At 45.2% G+C, this 18,926-nt stretch carries 19 protein-coding genes and 1 CRISPR repeat array; of the genes, 14 read left to right on the forward strand and 5 right to left on the reverse strand.

What is annotated here, in order from left to right:
• Window positions 1-43: 43 nt before the first annotated feature.
• Both IEX62_RS22770 and IEX62_RS22775 read right to left on the reverse strand, forming a co-directional pair.
• Window positions 44-793, reverse strand: a complete 750-nt coding sequence (locus IEX62_RS22770; protein ID WP_188778622.1) for a class I SAM-dependent methyltransferase — start codon at window positions 791-793, stop codon at window positions 44-46.
• A 261-nt stretch (window positions 794-1,054) separates the two neighbouring features.
• Window positions 1,055-1,975: an IolE/MocC family protein gene (locus tag IEX62_RS22775; protein ID WP_229686038.1), complete on the reverse strand. Its 921-nt coding sequence runs from the start codon at window positions 1,973-1,975 to the stop codon at window positions 1,055-1,057.
• A 202-nt stretch (window positions 1,976-2,177) separates the two neighbouring features.
• On the opposite strand from IEX62_RS22775, the gene IEX62_RS22780 reads away from it, so the two are divergent.
• The gene (locus IEX62_RS22780) at window positions 2,178-2,801 is read left to right on the forward strand and encodes a ferric reductase-like transmembrane domain-containing protein (protein ID WP_188778627.1); all 624 of its coding nucleotides are present in this window, start codon (window positions 2,178-2,180) and stop codon (window positions 2,799-2,801) included.
• Between the two features lie 318 nt (window positions 2,802-3,119).
• On the opposite strand, the gene IEX62_RS22785 is transcribed toward IEX62_RS22780, so the two are convergent.
• Window positions 3,120-3,902 carry a class I SAM-dependent methyltransferase gene (locus IEX62_RS22785; protein ID WP_188778628.1) on the reverse strand — a complete coding sequence of 261 codons (783 nt, stop codon included), beginning with the start codon at window positions 3,900-3,902 and terminating at the stop codon, window positions 3,120-3,122.
• A gap of 482 nt (window positions 3,903-4,384) precedes the next feature.
• Here IEX62_RS22785 and IEX62_RS22790 point away from each other — a divergent pair, with 482 nt between their 5' ends.
• From IEX62_RS22790 to xynA, 5 genes are all read left to right on the forward strand, one after another.
• Window positions 4,385-5,362 carry a tRNA dihydrouridine synthase gene (locus tag IEX62_RS22790; RefSeq protein WP_188778630.1) on the forward strand — a complete coding sequence of 326 codons (978 nt, stop codon included), beginning with the start codon at window positions 4,385-4,387 and terminating at the stop codon, window positions 5,360-5,362.
• A gap of 313 nt (window positions 5,363-5,675) precedes the next feature.
• Entirely contained in the window at window positions 5,676-6,128 is a 453-nt protein-coding gene (locus IEX62_RS22795; protein WP_188778632.1) for a hypothetical protein, read from the forward strand.
• A gap of 204 nt (window positions 6,129-6,332) precedes the next feature.
• Entirely contained in the window at window positions 6,333-6,890 is a 558-nt protein-coding gene (locus tag IEX62_RS22800; RefSeq protein WP_188778635.1) for a GNAT family N-acetyltransferase, read from the forward strand.
• 304 nt (window positions 6,891-7,194) lie between these two features.
• Entirely contained in the window at window positions 7,195-8,265 is a 1,071-nt protein-coding gene (locus IEX62_RS22805) for a GH25 family lysozyme (RefSeq protein ID WP_188778637.1), read from the forward strand.
• A 778-nt stretch (window positions 8,266-9,043) separates the two neighbouring features.
• Window positions 9,044-9,682, forward strand: a complete 639-nt coding sequence (xynA, locus tag IEX62_RS22810; protein ID WP_188778639.1) for an endo-1,4-beta-xylanase XynA — start codon at window positions 9,044-9,046, stop codon at window positions 9,680-9,682.
• A gap of 162 nt (window positions 9,683-9,844) precedes the next feature.
• On the opposite strand, the gene IEX62_RS22815 is transcribed toward xynA, so the two are convergent.
• The gene (locus IEX62_RS22815; RefSeq protein WP_188778641.1) at window positions 9,845-10,042 is read right to left on the reverse strand and encodes a YqaE/Pmp3 family membrane protein; all 198 of its coding nucleotides are present in this window, start codon (window positions 10,040-10,042) and stop codon (window positions 9,845-9,847) included.
• 440 nt (window positions 10,043-10,482) lie between these two features.
• On the opposite strand from IEX62_RS22815, the gene IEX62_RS22820 reads away from it, so the two are divergent.
• From IEX62_RS22820 to IEX62_RS22845, 6 genes are all read left to right on the forward strand, one after another.
• On the forward strand, window positions 10,483-10,674 hold the full coding sequence (locus IEX62_RS22820) for a PspC domain-containing protein (protein ID WP_188778643.1): 192 nt from the start codon (window positions 10,483-10,485) through the stop codon (window positions 10,672-10,674).
• A 426-nt stretch (window positions 10,675-11,100) separates the two neighbouring features.
• Window positions 11,101-12,588 (forward strand): nickel ABC transporter substrate-binding protein, encoded by a 1,488-nt coding sequence (gene nikA / locus IEX62_RS22825; RefSeq protein WP_229686040.1) that lies wholly within the window; start codon window positions 11,101-11,103, stop codon window positions 12,586-12,588.
• Window positions 12,588-13,535 carry a nickel ABC transporter permease gene (nikB, locus tag IEX62_RS22830; protein ID WP_188778645.1) on the forward strand — a complete coding sequence of 316 codons (948 nt, stop codon included), beginning with the start codon at window positions 12,588-12,590 and terminating at the stop codon, window positions 13,533-13,535. Before nikA ends, nikB begins: the two co-directional genes overlap by 1 nt.
• A gap of 42 nt (window positions 13,536-13,577) precedes the next feature.
• Window positions 13,578-14,405 carry a nickel transporter permease gene (gene nikC, locus IEX62_RS22835; RefSeq protein WP_373289187.1) on the forward strand — a complete coding sequence of 276 codons (828 nt, stop codon included), beginning with the start codon at window positions 13,578-13,580 and terminating at the stop codon, window positions 14,403-14,405.
• Window positions 14,405-15,226 (forward strand): ATP-binding cassette domain-containing protein, encoded by an 822-nt coding sequence (locus tag IEX62_RS22840; protein ID WP_308422668.1) that lies wholly within the window; start codon window positions 14,405-14,407, stop codon window positions 15,224-15,226. Before nikC ends, IEX62_RS22840 begins: the two co-directional genes overlap by 1 nt.
• Window positions 15,223-16,095 (forward strand): ABC transporter ATP-binding protein, encoded by an 873-nt coding sequence (locus IEX62_RS22845; protein WP_188778649.1) that lies wholly within the window; start codon window positions 15,223-15,225, stop codon window positions 16,093-16,095. The genes IEX62_RS22840 and IEX62_RS22845 overlap by 4 nt, the downstream gene beginning before the upstream one ends.
• A 206-nt stretch (window positions 16,096-16,301) precedes the next feature.
• On the opposite strand, the gene IEX62_RS22850 is transcribed toward IEX62_RS22845, so the two are convergent.
• Window positions 16,302-16,871: a helix-turn-helix domain-containing protein gene (locus IEX62_RS22850; protein ID WP_188778651.1), complete on the reverse strand. Its 570-nt coding sequence runs from the start codon at window positions 16,869-16,871 to the stop codon at window positions 16,302-16,304.
• Between the two features lie 242 nt (window positions 16,872-17,113).
• Between IEX62_RS22850 and IEX62_RS22855 the strand changes: the two genes are divergently transcribed.
• Together IEX62_RS22855 and IEX62_RS22860 are read left to right on the forward strand one after the other, a co-directional pair.
• Window positions 17,114-17,848 carry an AzlC family ABC transporter permease gene (locus tag IEX62_RS22855; protein WP_188778653.1) on the forward strand — a complete coding sequence of 245 codons (735 nt, stop codon included), beginning with the start codon at window positions 17,114-17,116 and terminating at the stop codon, window positions 17,846-17,848.
• Window positions 17,845-18,168 (forward strand): AzlD domain-containing protein, encoded by a 324-nt coding sequence (locus tag IEX62_RS22860; protein WP_188778655.1) that lies wholly within the window; start codon window positions 17,845-17,847, stop codon window positions 18,166-18,168. The genes IEX62_RS22855 and IEX62_RS22860 overlap by 4 nt, the downstream gene beginning before the upstream one ends.
• Before the next feature lie 359 nt (window positions 18,169-18,527).
• Window positions 18,528-18,898: direct repeats of the CRISPR family, unit length 32 nt; unit sequence ATTTCAATCCACGCTCTCGCACGGAGAGCGAC.
• Window positions 18,899-18,926: the final 28 nt, after the last annotated feature.

The raw sequence follows: 18,926 nt of genomic DNA on the forward strand, positions 1-18,926 counted from the left end.
TCTATTCTGCTACCAGCCAATAAAATGTGATCTTTAGCTTCCTCTACAACGTCGCAGTAATAACAAACCGCCCCGCATTAGTCCGAATGCCTTTCTCCGTCTGATTATCCTTCACAAACTGTTGCAGAATCTCAAAATCCGCATCACTCTGTCCAAAGTTAGGAATAATAGGCGTATGCTTTAGCAGAAAAATTAGATCCTCCACCGTTTCATAATACTCCGTAACATTGAATGCTACCGCGCGAATACCATTAAAGCCCGCTTGGCGTAAATCGTTCATGTATCGCTGTTGTAATGTACCTGCTTCGGTTCCCAATGCTTGTCCTCTGCCGAATGCTTCTTTTATATTGGATTTATCGTCTTCACTGACTTGCTGCGTAAGAAACGCTCCACCGCTCACCAAAACTCGCGCTACCTCGTTAGCAACAAATTCCGAATGCCGACACGATACGATATTAAAAAAGTCATTGGGGAAATGCAGCTGCTCTGCTTCCATCTGTAGAAACCGCACATTAACTACACCTGATTCAGCACCATTTCGAGCCGCAGTCTCCAGCATGCCAGTGGATTGATCAATCCCGATCAACAGCAACGCCGATTCGGCGATCGATAAGATCGCTTCGCCGCCACCTGTACCAATATCAAGCAATAGATCGGAGCTTTTGCAAATATTCGTCACTTCAGCGTACAAGTCCGGATGTGTTCCTTCCGATACACATTTCACCTTGCTGAAATCCCAACCGTTCGTTTTGCCGACTTGATCATAAAAGTGTTTATATTCAAATGAATTCATAGATCGTTCCGCCTTCCAATAAGGAGATAATGGTATTTCGTATCATTCGTTCGAGTCACTGCATGAGATCAAAAGGACAGACGTGTCCCTTGATAGCTGGTACGCGTTTTTTCCAGCCCGAATGCTACATACCTCGAACGATACGGAAAGACATCCAATTCACCTCGTTTGAAAGATTATTCTCATTGTAGTTTGAGAAGGAATTGTAAGCAAGCATACTGAGCGTCGGAGCATTAAACAGATTTGATGAAATATTGGATGCTAATTACTCAATCCACTATTCTTTTCATCGTTATCGGCTACTCCAGTCAATAGTTCCTTCACCCACGCATAGCATTGATCGAGCTGTTTATCACTTACAAGCTGCGAATTATGCTCAAACATGATTTTCACATACTGATTTTCTTCGCGAATGATATTCAGATATTCTTCAATCGGAGCCCATCCATCTGTCTGGCGTAGTTCAGGCAATACAGGATGGCGTAGATGTTGGATCGTGTCTTTCATTTGAAAAGTCCATAGGTGCATAATATATGCATATTTTGCAAAGGTTCTCATGACTTTACCTGCATCAAAGTTAGGGTCGATCGATTCTTGCAAAAATAATCTGCCTGTATCCAGACATAGTTTAATTTTGGGATATCTGGCTAGCAGGTTCTCTAAAAAGTCATTATCGTAGATATATGTAGTCAACGCATCGAATTCAAGCACAGGAATGAAATCATACTGATTACTTTTCTCAGTAAGCCACTGGAATAAACCTTCACTTCGATCAACAAAATCGTCAAAGGAAAATTCGCTTTCCAATATATACTCGGAGTGATCGGCAAAGCGCCATGCATTCCAATTCACCCGATCATCTAATATGACTGGTTTCGGATAATGAAATAATACATAATCAGGCTGCATTGCTTTTACAACCTCTAATTCCTGTTGGATCGAATAAAAAGCATGTTCTCTAACCGTTTGATCTGGAGACATAAACAGAGCATCTCTTGATGAGGATGGAGAGGCGTAGAATGGATAATGAATACCAATAGCCAATCCAGTCTGTCTTGCTTCGCGAATAAGATCGATAGCATCCTGAGTTGTAGCGAACAAGCAAGCTTCTATACCATAAAAGTCTGCTCTAAAATCTCTCGTATACTTCTTACGATCAAAGCCTCCATATTGACCAATCATAAACTGTTTCAAGCCATCACCTCTCTTTTCAAATTAGTGGCTAAAATAAGATGAATATTCCTAATTAAAGTATAAATATGGAAAATAATAAAAATAAAAAATCTCCCTCCGATATATTTATATAATAAGCCAATCTAATGTATAGTAAAGCCAATTCATTTTGTACATGTATCATATCAGGATATACAAGGGAGGAAGAAGCTTGAAAACAAAGCTACCAATCATGATTCCGTTTATTCTTATTCTATGTATCAGTATAGGGATTTTAGTATACGGTTTATTCACTTCTTCTCCACCCGACGTTAATCGGATGCCCAGACCGATGGAGGGTGAGGGCGGTTTTCGTCCGGAGGAAGGTATAGGGGAATCGTTTAAATGGTTGGGAACGATCGCCGTATGGCTGGTCGCTTTTAGTGTGTCCTGGTATGGATTCAAACGTCTGAAAAAGAAGACCAAAGTTATGAAAAAAGCCTCCAAGTATACATTTCGCTGGCATCACTGGGCAGGTTGGATTGCAGTAGGACTGATTGCGGTACATGCGACATTTTTTCTAGTGACCAAGCTAAGCGATCCTAATGTGAAAACAGGTATAGCTGCGTTTATTCCGTTAGCTACACTTGCTGTATACGGATTATTGTTGCAACGTGCGCTCAAACCATTCATTCGTTTACTTCATAAGTTACTTGCCGCATTTACCTTGATTGTGATCGCCATTCATGCGGGCGGTACATTCTGGGCAGCATTGTCCGCAGTCGTCGCTGCATGGCTGCTAGCATGGGCATATGAACGCCATAAGCAAAAGGGGCTTCCAAGCAAAGCTTCTTAAATAGATAGATAAAAGGCTCTGTGTAGAGGAACAGAGCCTTTTATCTATGCAAATGTGAATTAATGTTAGTCTGTACGATAGCATGCTGAGATGAAGAGCCTGTAACGTATCTTGTTAAGGTAATATCTCGTAAACGTAATCCCTCACCCGTTGAGCGACCTTTTTATTTTGTCGGTACGTGATATATCGTTTCTCCCTACCAACCTTAAAATAAATCCGTACATCATAGTAACCAATCAGAGTAACCAGCACACGCTGGTAACAGCTAGTGCATGAAATAAAGCGATGGATGAGCAACCCCAAATGTAGTTACCCCTCTTATCCTTCTTTAACCGCAAACCAAATCGTCCAGCGATCCTGTTCTACAATGGGAAGCGGATGACCACTTCGCTTGTCCATAGTATGATCGACTAAGACTCGCAGCTCATCATCCGTCAATTCGTGCAAAATGGAGCGACCGGTTCGTTGTAGCAGGTCTTGCTCTAATTCCTCCATATTTGCATACACTCGTCTCGTTTCCCAGAGGGATACGGTATGCAGCAATCGCATTCCATTGGATACCAGCGACTGTTCGACTTGAACGGAATCGTATCGAGAAGTCGTTTCACGATCCTGTAGACGAGGGAACCTTTCAAAAAAGTAGCCTCTAATATGATTCGGGTCTCCAGGTAACAGACAATCCTCGGGAGTACGATCTTGAATGATTAGTATGCCTTGCTGCTGTAAAATACGGGCGGCTTCCTTGAAGCAGGAATGAAGATCGTCCAGGTGATGGATCAATGCACGCTCTAACACGATATCTACAGCTTGCGCGGACAGATGGGTTTGATCAGCAGTTCCTTTTTGAAAATGAGTAGCGGGTAATTGTCTACAATTGTGTGCAGCCGCTTTTAGCATTTCATCGGAAAAGTCGACACCTGTAACCTGCTCAGCACCCATCTCGATTAATGCTCTGGTATAAATGCCACCGCCGCAGCCGATATCTGCAATGCGTTTATGAGCGATCTCTACATGTTCACTGATCGCGTCGATCCAGGATTGATCTGCCTTTCGCGTAGCATAGGTACCTCTGTTTTGTTCATCGTGGAAGTTGATTGGCATAATGATAATCCTCCTGTCGATGTAATGGGTCAATACATGAACGATACTTGTTTCAAATAAGTTTCATCAAATGAAACTATGTTTCATTATTATTTTAGCATAATATGTTGATGTATGCATATTGCTATCCGTCATTAGTTAAAGTAAAAGGATTGCCTATCTTCATATCTATATAGAGAATAGGCTGAAATCACGATTCATGGAGGAAGCCAATGCTCTAGTATTTTCATTTTAATCGCTTAAATTGTTGACATTTGCAGGGGTTTGATTAAAGATGTTTAAGGACACAATTGAGCATATCAATTGTGCTGGAATGTAGCGTTGGTGTCGTTGAATATACGAGCTGGGTGTACTTCACCTGTTGGGATCGCGGAGTGTGATCTTCGTGATCATGAAGAATTATCTTAAAACACGAGCATGCAGCAAATCGACATACATGGTTCAATAATGAACGTGGATATAGAGTGAAAGGATTTTTGAAAATGACAGACAATTTTTGGCATGATTTACCGAAACCGTTTTTTATACTGGCTCCGATGGAGGATGTGACGGATGTTGTATTTCGTCATGTGGTGAGTGCGGCGGCTAGACCGGATGTATTTTTTACCGAGTTTGCGAATACGGAGAGCTATTGTCATCCAGAGGGCAATCATAGTGTACGTGGTCGCTTAATGTTCACCGAGGATGAGCAGCCGATGGTCGCACATATCTGGGGCGATAAGCCGGAATATTTCCGTCAGATGAGCATAGGGATGGCGGAGCAAGGCTTTAAAGGAATCGATATTAATATGGGCTGCCCGGTGCCTAATGTTGCAGAAAATGGCAAGGGCAGTGGGCTGATTTGTCGTCCGCAGCTGGCAGGTGAGATCGTACAGGCAGCGAAGGCTGGCGGTCTGCCGGTGAGCGTGAAGACAAGACTTGGCTTTAGTGAAGTAGACGAATGGCGCGAATGGCTAACGCATATTTTGCAGCAGGATATTGCCAATCTGTCGATTCACCTGCGCACGCGTGATGAGATGAGTAAAGTGCCTGCGCACTGGGAGCTTATTCCTGAAATTAAAAAGCTGCGTGATGAGATTGCACCACAGACGCTGTTGACGATTAACGGTGATATTATGGATCGTGCGGCAGGGCTGGAGCTGGTGGAGAAATATGGCGTAGATGGCGTCATGATCGGACGCGGAATTTTCAGTAATCCGTTTGCGTTTGAACAGGAGCCGAGGGAGCATACGAGTGAGGAATTGCTTGATCTACTGCGTCTGCATATGGATTTGCATGATAAATATTCAGCGATTGAGCCGAGATCGTTCAAGCCATTGCCGAGATTTTTCAAAATTTATGTACGTGGATTCCGCGGAGCGAGTGAGCTGCGTAATGAGCTGATGAGTGCACGTTCGACGGATGAGGTACGAGCGATGCTGGATGCGTTTAAGGCGAAAGCGGGTCAGGCTGTAGATTAGAAATTGGAATTATAAAATGTATATTTCATGAAGATGATATCTAAAGCCATCATGCAATATAAAATGGAATATACTTAAGATGATATGATATAAGAACAGATCATCATCTACGGAAAGCCGCGACTTCACTTAGTCTGCGGTTTTTTTGTATTGAGAAAATATAAATGTAATATGGATAAAAAAATAGGTCTTTTTATAACATTTACTATAGAAAAAAAGTGTTAAAATCTTTATAGTGGAATAAATGGATATAAATTATAAATCAATTTTGTATTTGTAAACATACATATTTTCTGACAGGGGAGAAACCATAATGATAGCACATGAAGTAGAAGTATTATCTGTATCAGCTGGAGACACGATTTTGTTAACAAAGAAGCATTTTATTCATGCTTGTCCACATCATCGCAGAGGATATCAATATAAACCTTCAACATTTATTACATTTCGAGCTGCGCAAGGTGGTGAAATGGAATTTATTTACAAAATTAAAAATATAGTTGTTATTGATCCGTTCGCCTCAAACATGGATAAAGTACTTGAAGAGGTAGAACCTGATTTTTCGGAACGAATTAAGAGTTACCACGCAGATCGATTAATCACTAAAATCGGATTTGAATATAAAAATGAACTCTATCGCTTTTATGATTTAGACCAAAACGATATAATTGAGCTTAAACATTTACCAAAACCAAAGAATAATAATTCTGGTGGCTGGTACTATACAGTTGAGCAGTTAGTAAGTGGCGAAAAAATTATTAAGTAATACCTGCTTGTAGGTGTGGACGTAGATGTATGCAAATATAGGATGTATTTTATTCTGCTTCTATTTAAGAACTAAAGAAATAAAGTTGATTTTAATATACAGAATTTTCGATTGTAGATGCATTGAATTTGAATCGTGATTATAAAAATTTTCAAAAAATATGATTTTATATTTGGATTGTATCAGGAAGAAAGGAACCAACCCATGCAATCAATCCACACTGATCGTTTAATCCTACGTAATTTCAAATCCACCGACGCAGCAGGACTACTAGAATATACATCCAACCCGCGAGTAAACTGTTTTTTAGATGGGAAAATGAATACGCTCGAGGAAGCCATAGCCGAAGTACAGAAGCGAATCAACGATGATTCACATATCGCAGTTAGCTTGAAAGAGACGGATGAGCTGATCGGCGAGCTGTTTTTAATGCAGGAAGAACGAGATTCGGATACATTCAATATTGGATGGAATTTTAACGCTCGCTATGAAGGCAAGGGGCTGGCGCGTGAAAGTGCAGAGGCGCTGCTGGAATATCTATATATGCAAAAGGATGCCCGTAGATTATACGCCTATGTGGAGGACGATAATTTTCGCTCGCAAAAGCTATGTGAGAAGCTGGGCATGCGGCAGGAAGGCTGTATGATGGAGTTTGTCACATTTACGAAGCATCCAGATGGTACACCGAAGTATGAGAACACGTATATGTATGCACTTTTGAAATGGGAATGGTTGAAGCGTAAAGAGTCTCCATCGATATAAGGTATGGACAAAAAAGACATAGACAGAGGGAACATCAACAAAGAAAACATAGACAGAGAACCGATCAACTTATCCAGATCGTGATCTCTGTCTATTCGTGTATGGAAAAGAGTCTTTGCTAGCATGCTCTATTTACAACAATAATCTAGTTTCCTACACCGAAGATTTAAATATTTTTGTTTTAAAGGTAAATTATGTATTATGGAGAATTTATTGTATGGTGGTGCTGATTACGAATTCACTTCCATTGTGAATCGATGCCATCACCGTTCCATATTCCACCCACCGAAGGGGGCCATTCTCCATGCAGGCAGGACAATCTGGCAATGCGCAAGGGATTGATGTAAGTCGATATCAGGGGACGATTGACTGGAAGCGCGTGAAGGCGGCGGGCAAAACGTTTGTTTTTGCCAAAGCGAGCCAGGGAGCTACTTACCGGGATTCTACGTTTACGAGCAATATTCAGGGAGCAAGAGCAGCAGGCTTATTCGTGGGTGCGTATCATTTTCTAACAGCCACGTCTTCAGTGACCGCGCAGGCAGAAGCAGCCCATTTTGTGACGGTGATGCAATCGGTGGGAGCGATGGATTTGCCACCTGTCATGGACTATGAGAATAATCCCAATAGCTTGACCACCCAGCAGATCAACACCGTTGCGCTTACCTTTTTGCAAGAGGTGGAACGCTTGAGTGGGCATCGACCGATCGTCTATACAGGGAATTCGTTTGGACAAAATTTTAATGCGCCTCTGGGTATCTACGACCTATGGATTGCCCGGTATAGTAGCAGCGGCATCGCACCTAAGGATACAGCTGCCTGGAAACAATGGACATTCTGGCAATATAGTGATGCCGGGCAAGTGGATGGCATTAAGGGGCCTGTCGATCTGAATCAGTTTCAGGGTAGCATCGAGTTGCTACAGCGTTATATTCAGCAAAGTAAAGCTTCATCCCGATCCTCTGATGTTATAGCTTCAAAGTCGTTGCCGCAGCAGAAGTCCTCTTCCTCTGGAGTTGTTCAGGCTGATGCAGTATCTTCTGTAGGCTCTGCATCGACCGAAGTGCCTGAACCCGTCGCCCCAGCTCCGATACCGACAGCTGTTACTTATGTTGGGGGTACACAGACCGTGCAGGCTACAGGACTGCTTATCGATAATAAAAATTATATTCCTTTGCGCGAGCTGCAATCTGTATTTGGGTTCACTGTAGGATTCGATGCTGCGACCAAGACAGCGATGGTGAACGGACAACCCATACAGGATGGACGGCTCGTCAACAATAGAACGTATGTGCAGGCAGCTCCGCTTGTAGCGAGCTTTCATGGAACGCTGAGCTGGGACAACGAGAGTAAAAGCTTGACGATTCATAAAGGATGACTTGCCCATGCAAACGAGAACCTTTCTAGTGAGAAGGCAAGCTATATGGTGTAGTCTTTGATATTAGATGAGGAGTATGGAAAGTATCGGTTGTTAGTAAGCATGGAGTAGATGAAGTGGGAGATACTACTTATAACTAAATCGAATGTTCAAATGCTCAAGAAATGAGCTGGATAATACCATCGAGGCTATTGTTTGAAGTGAATCTGCTAACGTGTTCATTCATTACTCCATCGTTTGCATGGAAGCATATACCAGAATCCTATACGAAAGTATAATCCAATTGAACAAGGAATCGGCTCAGGCATCTGCGAAACACGTTACCTACTAATGATCTACTGATTACATGACTTCAACGCCCTAATTAAGATTCCTTCCGACTCACATCGTTATTATTGCACGGGAAATACATCTGCTGAGCAGGTGTATTTTGTGTTGCTGAAAAACCAGTAGAATCAGGCTTTTCCAATAATGTAAGCGTATACAAAAAACTGGGAAATGGAAGGTAAACACCTTTAATTTATAAATTGTGCTTCCTTTATTTGCACATTATAATTTGAAATGGAGGTGAGGGATTATTTTCCAATTATGAGTATCGTAAATTTACAGATACGATAAAAGGAATCACTCAGCACAGATACGCGCTTACAGCTTGATGTCGCTGAAGTTCTCACTGAATATAAGGATAACCGGGGTATGAAACGGATCGCAGTCGTGATGCAGCATGAGTATGGCTTTAGATGTTTATTCATCATCATCCCATTTCAGGAGGTATACGATGTTCAAATTTAAAAAGAAATTGATGACAACATTACTCGCCGTAACGATGGGTTCCAGTCTGTTCGCAGCTACTTCCAGTGCAGCAACTGATTACTGGCAAAACTGGACCGATGGTGGCGGAACGGTCAACGCAGTGAACGGTTCTGGCGGTAACTACAGTGTAAACTGGCAAAATACAGGTAACTTTGTTGTAGGTAAAGGCTGGACAGTAGGTTCGCCAAACCGTGTTATTAATTACAATGCAGGCCAATTCGCACCGCAGGGCAATGGCTATCTGACATTGTACGGATGGACGCAAAATTCGCTGATCGAGTATTATGTTGTCGATAGCTGGGGTACGTACCGTCCAACAGGTACATACAAAGGGACGGTAACGAGCGATGGCGGCACCTACGATATCTATACAACGATGCGCTACAATGCACCATCGATCGAGGGCAATAGCTCGACATTCGTTCAATACTGGAGTGTTCGCCAGACGAAGCGTCCAATCGGCACCAACTCCACTATTACATTTAGCAACCACGTCAAAGCATGGGCAAGCCATGGCATGAACCTGGGTAGCAAATGGTCGTACCAGGTCATGGCAACAGAAGGCTATCAGAGCAGTGGTAGCTCGAATGTAACGGTATGGTAATGTAAATCTAAATCGTGTTTCTTATGTCGCAGTCATAAGGAGCACACCAAAAAAGAGAGTGATTCGTCTAGTACAGAGACGGATCACTCTCTTTTGCATGGAGAGATGATTGATGGTATTAGTTAATTCGCTAGCTGTATCTGCCGCTAACCGTGATATACATTAGCGATAACGTCCGGCGTCTTCTAGCATTTTACGATTACGCTTCTCGTTCTCCGTCTGACTGATCACGATAAAAGCATGAACAACACCTGGTAACCATACGATTAATGTCAGAATGAGATTGAGAATGGCTTTACCTGGCTTGCCGCACAGCAATACCGCAACAGGCGGCAGGAAAATCGCTAAAATATAGAGCATCGTTGTCACTCCATTCGTATAATATCGGATACTATCTATTTACCAATCTGGTACGGATGGTAAACGTATTTTATAGTACGCTTCTCAACGGCATCGGTTGCAGGCTTGCTACAGCCTTGAAAAGCTTACGACAAGTGAGGTCTAGCAGGCTTCCCCGACCAAAGTCTAAGCTACAAAACCGTCCAACGACGGTTGGAGTAGAGCGCTTGATTTCGTAAGATACATATATAAGCAGGTCACACATGAGAACGTGCAGGAGTGAAGAGCCAAACGAGCATGAAGCATATCATATACGCGCAACAGATGATGTGAAGCTACAGATGCAGATGAGATCATTCGCGTACTTTTTATTCATCCATAGAGAAATATTCAAAAGAATTGTATTCAAATGAAATACCAGTTATACCGCACATACTACTATATTAAAGGAGAGACATAACATGAGAAAATGGCATCGTTCAAGTCGTGATAAGGTGATGACGGGATTAATCGGTGGTCTGGCAGAAATGATGGGCTGGGACGCAAGTCTGCTCCGTATTCTGTTTGTCATCAGCGTATTTCTAACAAGTGGAACAAGCCTGCTGATCTATCTGATCGCAGCCCTGTTTGTACCGAAAGAATATCCGTATTAAGTGTAAAACATTAATCATTCCCGTTCTCCGCGCATACAACAAAAAGAGAATATTCCATATATCTATACGAACATAAAAAGCGGCAGTGCTCTGTTATCTTCAGCAGAACACTGCTTTTTTTGTTGTCAAATCGTAATATTTACGATATTATGTAGATCGTAATTGTTACGAAATAAAACAGAGATAGATTTCAAATAGGGGAGAGATATCGCAATGAATCGTCTGGAGAAAAATAAAGCTATAGATACTATACATAGGATGTTAGCGATGCTTGGTCGCACCGCACCACAATCACGGGTGAGGAAGGATGGTGTACGCATAACGAACGATTCCACACGCTCTATTCAGATCGTACAATCCATAGGAGCGACTCCCAGCAAGCGACGTTATACGTGGATAGTCACGGCTGCCATGCTCGCTCTCGTTATGCTGCTCGGTGCTTGTTCACCTGCATCTCAATCAGCAGCTGATGCACAGCAAGGGAAGCATGTGCATTTTCTGTACAACTTCTCGACACGTTCGCTTGATCCGCATACCGATTCTAGCTATGTGCCACTGCGTGCTGGCATTACTGAGACACTGGTGCGACTGGATGAAGACAAGCTATCTGTAGAACCATGGCTCGCGAAAAGCTGGGAGGGCGATGATGGTGAGCACTGGACGATTCATCTGCGTGATGATATTACCTTTCAAAATGGCAAGCCATTAACTGGCGCTGCTGTTAAAGCTTCGTTAGAACGCGTACTCAAGGAAAACACAGGCGTACAAAATGCACTGAAAATCAAGACGATTGAAGCAGACGGACAGACGCTACATATAACGACGACCGAGCCATTTCCGGAATTCGTATCCGAGCTGGTCAATCCGAATACGTCGATTATTGATGTGAGTGAGACCGATATCGTGAACAAGCCGGTAGGGACAGGGCCTTTTGCTTTAAGTTCATTTACACCGGGAAGTCGGCTGGAGCTTAAACGTTATGACGGTTACTGGGATGGAGCATCTCCGCTGGATGGAGTGACGTTTTCTTTTAATGAGGATGCCAATGCGCGCTCACTGGCATTGAAGTCAGGTCAGGTTGATGTGGTGTATCGTCCAGAGATTGAAAGTCTGGCATCACTGGATGCTCAGGATGGCATTCGTGTCGATGCGACCTCTACCTTCCGCGTGCATCAGATGACGATGAATATGCAGCGTCTGGCATTACAGGACGTGAATGTGCGCAAGGCAGTCGATGCGCTAATTGATCGCAAAGAGATTGTAGATAGCATTTTACTTGGTTATGGCGAGCCGGCTACAGGGCCGTTTCTGCCATCGCTACCGTTTGCTCCGGTCTATGAGCAGCAGACGGGTGGGGCAGACGTTGCCAAGCAATATTTGCAAAAAGCAGGCTATACACTTGTCAATGGCACGATGCAGAAGGACGGACAGCCGCTCAAGCTAACACTACTCACTTACTCAGCACGCGCAGACCTGCCGCTCATCGCGCAGGTATTCCAATCGGATGCGGGACGAATTGGGATTGCTGTAGAGATTCGTCAGATTGATACGCCAGAGGAATATATGGCGGCTAATCGCGATTGGGATCTGGCGACATATAGTAATCTGACCGCACCGCGTGGCGATGCAGGCTATTATCTGAATGCTACGTATCATCCGAAGGGCGCGCTGAACTTTAGCGGTGTGCATGATGATCAGCTGACTGCGATCATCGACAAGCTGAATCGTACAGTTGAATCGAAGCAACGGTCAGTGCTGGCGAAGCAGGCTGCGGATTATGTGCATGACAATGTGATTAATGCGTTTGTGTTATTTCCGTCTACGATTGTAGCGTATAACGAAAACAAGGTGAAAAACTGGGTGACGACTCGTAGTGAATACTACATGATCACGAATAAGCTGGATGTGATGTAATGCTTCGTATTATCATTCGTAAGCTGATGGAAACAGCAGGCTTTGTGCTGTTCATCACGCTGATTAGCTTTTTATTTATACGTCTGGCACCGGGCGATCCGGTGCTAACGATTCTGAACGTGGATGAGCTGTCTGTTAGTCGTGAGCAGGTAGAGGCGCTGCGTGAGGAGCTAGGCTTTAACCAGCCGCTATTACTTCAATATGCGATGTGGCTGTGGGATCTGGTGCGATTAGACTTTGGACAGTCCTTTGTGACCGGACAGCCTGTGGTGGAGATGATCATCTCCGGTCTTCCGGCTACGCTAGAGCTGGCTGGTGGTGGATTGCTTGTGATGCTGGTGATCGCCTTGCCGCTCGGCTCCTTATCTGCGCTCTATCGGGATCGCTGGATCGATCATGTGAGCCGGGGGTTGGCGATCATCGGTGCAGCTGTACCTAGCTTCTGGCTAGGCCTGCTGCTTATCGATTGGCTTGGGGTACGCTGGGCATGGTTACCGACGATGGGACGAGATGGCTGGATTACACTGGTACTACCCTCATTAACACTCGGTCTGGCGATTTCAGGAGTATATGTACGTCTGCTGCGCTCCAGTCTGCTCGATTCACTGAGTCAGGAATTTGTGCGAGCAGCGCGTGCGAGGGGATACAGCGAATGGCGCATTTTCCGTGTGCATGTGTTTCGGCATAGCCTGCCGCCTGTCATTACAGTGTTCGGTGTGAGTCTGGGCAGTCTGATTGGTGGCGTAATCGTGATCGAGGTGCTATTTGCGTATCCGGGTATCGGTAAGCTGATCGTCGATTCGATCAGACAGCGCGATTATCCGGTCATTCAGGGCTATATTTTGCTGATGGCGGTGATCGTATTCGTCGTCAATACGATGGTTGATCTATCCTACCGCTTCCTCAATCCAGAGCTGCGGTTGAAGGAACAGAAGGCAGGTGGATAAGAAATGGACATCGTAAAGAAGCATCATCGGGTAGCGTTATCCATGCGCCGTCTGCAACCGATCGTGTTGGTAGCTATGCTGTCCGTAGTTCTATGCGCATGTGGATACGCATTTTTCTATTTAAAGCATGATCCGTTATTAACCGATCTGGGTCAACGGCTGCAAGGTATGAGCCCGCAGCATCCGCTTGGTACGGATCATCTGGGCAGAGATACTTTTACTCGTCTATTGCTCGGTGGACAGCAGACGCTGGGGTATAGCTTGCTGGCACTTGGTACGGCATTGCTGCTCGGTATCCCGTTTGGATTACTGGCAGGGTATCGTCGTGGCTGGGTAGATCGTATCTTTGTACGGATATCGAATGGATTTCTAGCATTTCCAGATACGATTGTGGCGATTGTGCTGAGTGGGTTACTCGGTGCAGGCATTGGCAATCTGGTAATGGCGATCGTTATAGTCAAATGGGTCAATTATGCAAGACTTGTGCGCAGCATTGTGCTCGGCGAAGCTGAAAAAGATTATATTCGCATCGCACGTACCAATGGGTTACCGAGCGGTACGATTATGCGTCGTCATCTCCTGCCGCATGTGATTGGACATGTGTTGGTGATGGCAAGCCTTGATCTGGGCAAAATTATTTTGCTCATTTCCTCATTCTCGTATATTGGATTGGGCACACAGCCACCTTTGCCGGAATGGGGAGCGATGCTGAATGATGCACGTCCTTATTTTCAATCTCGTCCAGAGCTGATGTTATTCCCGGGCATTGCTATCGTGATAACGGTATTGCTGGCGAATATGCTTGGCGATATGCTGCGTGATCGCTTTGATGTGAAAAAAGACGACTGGAGCAGGGAGGTGCCGTCCTGATGCTAGAGCTGAACAAGCTGACCATACGCAGTCGGGAGAGTGTGCTGGTGGAGGAAGTATCTCTATCGGTAGGTGCTGGAGAATGGATGGCACTGGTCGGGGAAAGTGGTAGTGGAAAAAGTCTGTTATCCCAGTCGATTAGTGGACTATTACCTACAGGAGTAGGGGCAAGTGGAAGTATCCGCTGGAATGATCAGGAGCTAATGACGCTACCTGCCCGTCAGCTGCGGAAGCTGCGTGGGAAGGAGATTGCGTATATTTTTCAGGATTATCAGGGAGCGTTCACGCCATTTCGCACGATTGCTCAGCATATGGATGAATATCAGCAGGTGCATGGAGAGAAGAATCGTCAGCAACGGAGGGAGCGAAGTCAGCAGGCGCTGGAATCGATGAGCTTATCAGTAGAGCTGCTGAATCGGTATCCATTTCAATTGAGCGGAGGACAGCTGCAACGCGCTGCGATTGCGTTAGCGCTGCTGTTATCACCACGTCTGGTCATTGCCGATGAAGCGACTACTGCGCTGGATAGTGTATCCGGTCATCGTATTCTGGAACTGCTCCGTCAGAAGCAGCAGGAAACAGGCTGTGCGATTCTGTTCATTACGCATGATTGGCGGCATGTGCGTCGGTATGCGGATCGAATTGCGGTGATGAAGGAGGGGAAGGTCGTGGAGAGTGGCAACCGTCATCGTGTGCTGGATCATCCACGTCATCCGTACACCAGACAATTGATCGCTGCTGCCCCGATGCTGGAGCGACCGGAACCGACATTGCGTTCGGGTCTGGAGCCGTTGCATGCATTGGAGGGACAGTCGCAATGAGTGTATTACAGGTAGAGCATTTGTATAAAACGTATCATTCTTATCCTAGTCATATTGGATGGCGAAATGAAAGAAAAGCTAAGTCTGTTGAAGGGGCACGATTCGGTTGGCTAGGAAGATGGTTTAAGCAGTCGTCCGAACAAACAGGGGTAACGGCGTTAGACGATATATCGTTCCAGCTACAGCAGGGCGAATGTCTCGGACTGGTTGGCGAAAGTGGTAGTGGTAAAAGTACGCTAGCTCGTTGTCTGCTTGGCATCGAGTCAGCCGATCGAGGGCGCATCGTGCTGGCAGGTGAGGAGCTCGGTGGACAATCTCAATCCGAGCACCAGCTACGACAGCAGCGCAGACATATACAGATCGTCTTTCAAAATCCGACGGCTGCGCTGAATCCGAAGCTGACGATTCGTCAGTCTTTACTCGATCCGTATCGGGAGTATCGCCATCAGCTCGATCTGAATTATTTTCGTGCTGATCGGGAGGATCGGTTTGCCCGTCAGCTAATGGAGGCGGTTGAGCTGCCTACGGCTCTGCTGGATCGATATCCGCATCAGTTAAGTGGCGGTCAGCGTCAGCGCGTCACGATTGCACGCGCGATCAGTATTGAACCTAAGCTCGTTGTGCTGGATGAACCGACCGCGAGTCTGGATGTGATCTCACAGGCAGCGATTTTACAGCTACTGGCTCAGCTCAAGCAGGAGCTGGGACTGTCGTATTTGTTTATTTCACATGATCTGGCGGCAGTCTGTCAGTTAAGCGATCGGATCATGGTCATGAAGGAGGGACAGATTGTGGATCGTTGTCTGCGACATGAGCTGTTCGAGCAGGAGCGACATGCGTATACACAGGAGCTGGTATCGATTTTTTGAACGAAGCTGTTACTGTACTGTGGTTATGCTCATTCGGATGGTTGGTGCTGATGGGGAGATTGGAAATGCACGGCTATCGTTTATAGCATATAGATTAACATACAAACCAGCGGTAGATGCACAGGGAAAGAATGTGCATTTACCGCTGGTTTTTTTATGCTTGCTATCGTTGCGATTCCGTATCGGGTGTTTCTTCATCCGAACAGCTATACGTTCACATCGTTTCCTTCCTCTGGATAATACATCATCATAAAATAGCTGGCTTTCTCAGAGGATGGATTGAAGTAGCCATGCGGAATCGTACCGGAAAAATGCAGTGCATCGCCATCCGATACATGATACGGCTTGCCGTTGATTTCCACGATCATCGAGCCTTCTTTGACAAACAAATATTCTTCACCTGGATGCGTTTTAGGAAGATGCTCGCAGCCAGGCAATAGATCAACCACGTACAGCTCGAATCTGTTCTCCGGGTGATACGGGAAAAAGCTATATACTTTGTACAGATCATCGCTATCCACGACAGGATCAAGCTCGCGAATATTCACCTGCTGGATCGGCTGCTCTTCTTCTTTTAAGAACATGCTAAACGAGACCTGAAAGCCTTTGGCAATCTTCCATAGGGTGGTCACGGTTGGATTGGACTTTTCATTTTCGATCTGGGCAAGCATTGCTTTACTCACGCCGGTTAGCTCGGACGTTTGTTCCAGGGTGAGATTGCGACTTTTGCGCAATTTGAGCAGATTACGGGCAATGATTTGTTGAATAGGTTCCATGCACAGACTCCTTTATTCAAAAATTTAATATAACAGACTATTGTATGTTATGAAGAATATTTGTATACTATATTAAAATTATATTCATTGTAGCATATCTGTTCTCGTTATGTGGATGCAAATTGTTCCATTTCGCTACGTTCAGTATAGGTGCATGCAGTGCTTCCAGCTGTCAGCTCGCTTGCCTTTCATATAAAGGCATAGATAGCGCAGACAAATGGTAAATCAAAGGAGGAAACTAGATGTTGACCCATCAGATGGAATGCACCACAGAAGTACCCGCTTCAAGCTCGCCGACTTTTTGGGAGGGCGTACGGGATTGTATACCGACACTGCTCGGTTATATTAGTATCGGCCTGGCTGCTGGCGTTGTAGGCGCAGCCTCGGGCATGAGTGTTATGGAAATGGCATTGATGTCGCTACTCGTATATGCCGGAGCAGCACAATTTATTATTTGTGCGCTGCTAGCCGTGCATACGCCGATATCGGCCATTGTGCTGACAACTTTTATCGTCAACCTGCGTAATTTCCTATTGAGTGCGACATTAGCACCGCATTTTGGCAAATATTCGTTATTGAATAATATCGGAACAGGCTTACTTGTTACAGATGAATCGTTCGGAGTGGCAGCGACACGCCTTGCATCAGGCAAACCGCTCAGCAATCGCTGGATGCATGGACTGAATCTGACTGCCTATATCGTATGGGTGATCTCCTGTACACTCGGTACGCTGTTCGGCAACTGGATCGCTGATCCACAGATGTTCGGACTGGATTATGCGCTGACAGCGATGTTCATTGCGCTGCTGGTATTGCAGCTGGGTAATGTCGTACCGGAGAAGCTCAAGCATTACTTGAAGCTCATGGCGTATATGGTAATTGCGATGGTCGTATTGTCACTGGTTGTGTCTACGCAATTGGCCATTATTCTGGCAACGGTTATTGTAGCAACGATCGGGGTGGTGACAGAGCGATGACAGTGAATTGGACGGTATTTATCATTATTGTAGGCTGTGCGCTCGTGACGATGATTCCGCGAGTAGCTCCATTTTTTGTAGTACGTAATATGGTGCTACCACAAGCAGTTATGAAATGGCTATCGTATATTCCGGTATGTATTTTTACAGCACTTGTGGTGGAGAGTATGCTGGATAAGCAAAGTGGTACGCTTCATATTGAATGGCCGGCGGTGATTGTGCTGGTGCCGACGTTACTGGTCGCGTTGAAGACGAAAAGCTTGTCGTTGACGGTTGTGGTGGGGGTTGTGTGTATGGCAGTGGTGCGGTTTTTCTGGTGAGATGAGGGTAAGCTCGTGCTGGTGATTGGTAGCAGATGATGGGTTGTAGGCGAGCTGGATTAGTTAAGATGTTAATAGAGTGTGGGCTGTACGTGGTAATAAAGCGAGTATGATGTGAGGATGTAGTATAGTAAAACGGCTTCCTGTGCAGGAAGCCGTTTTTGGCGTAGAGGAATATAGAACGGAGAAGCCTCGGGGAAAGTGCGCTATTGGTGGAAGGATGTGAGACGCTGGGGCAATCTCTGTGAATAAGGAGAAGGGAAATCAGTTGTAGGTGGCTTAGAGGTGAGGGGGGGGGTTTATGTATTTTTCTAGGGAGAGTAATGGCATTTACGCTTCTTAGACGCACAGGTACATGGATTTTGATCTAGGCTCTCGCACGGAGAGCGACTATGTCATCTGGCGTGCGTATTGTATTCGTAAAAAATTTCAATCCACGCTCTCGCACGGAGAGCGACTACAGTCTATCGTCAATTATCAACAGTTGCTGACTATTTCAATCCACGCTCTCGCACGGAGAGCGACTAGCCAATGCGATCCCCGACTTATATGCACAGATATTTCAATCCACGCTCTCGCACGGAGAGCGACATGGGGGAGATGGCTGCGGCTAAAAAGTCGGATATTATTTCAATCCACGCTCTCGCACGGAGAGCGACACCCTTAGCTGTTGTACCGTTCTCAGAAACGGCCCGCAAATTTCAATCCACGCTCTCGCACGGAGAGCGACCGTAGCGATAAGATCGATTTCTGTTAAG

Origin of the sequence: Paenibacillus hunanensis (assembly GCF_014645615.1) — a bacterium.
Classification (GTDB): Bacteria; Bacillota; Bacilli; order Paenibacillales; family Paenibacillaceae; genus Saccharibacillus; species Saccharibacillus hunanensis.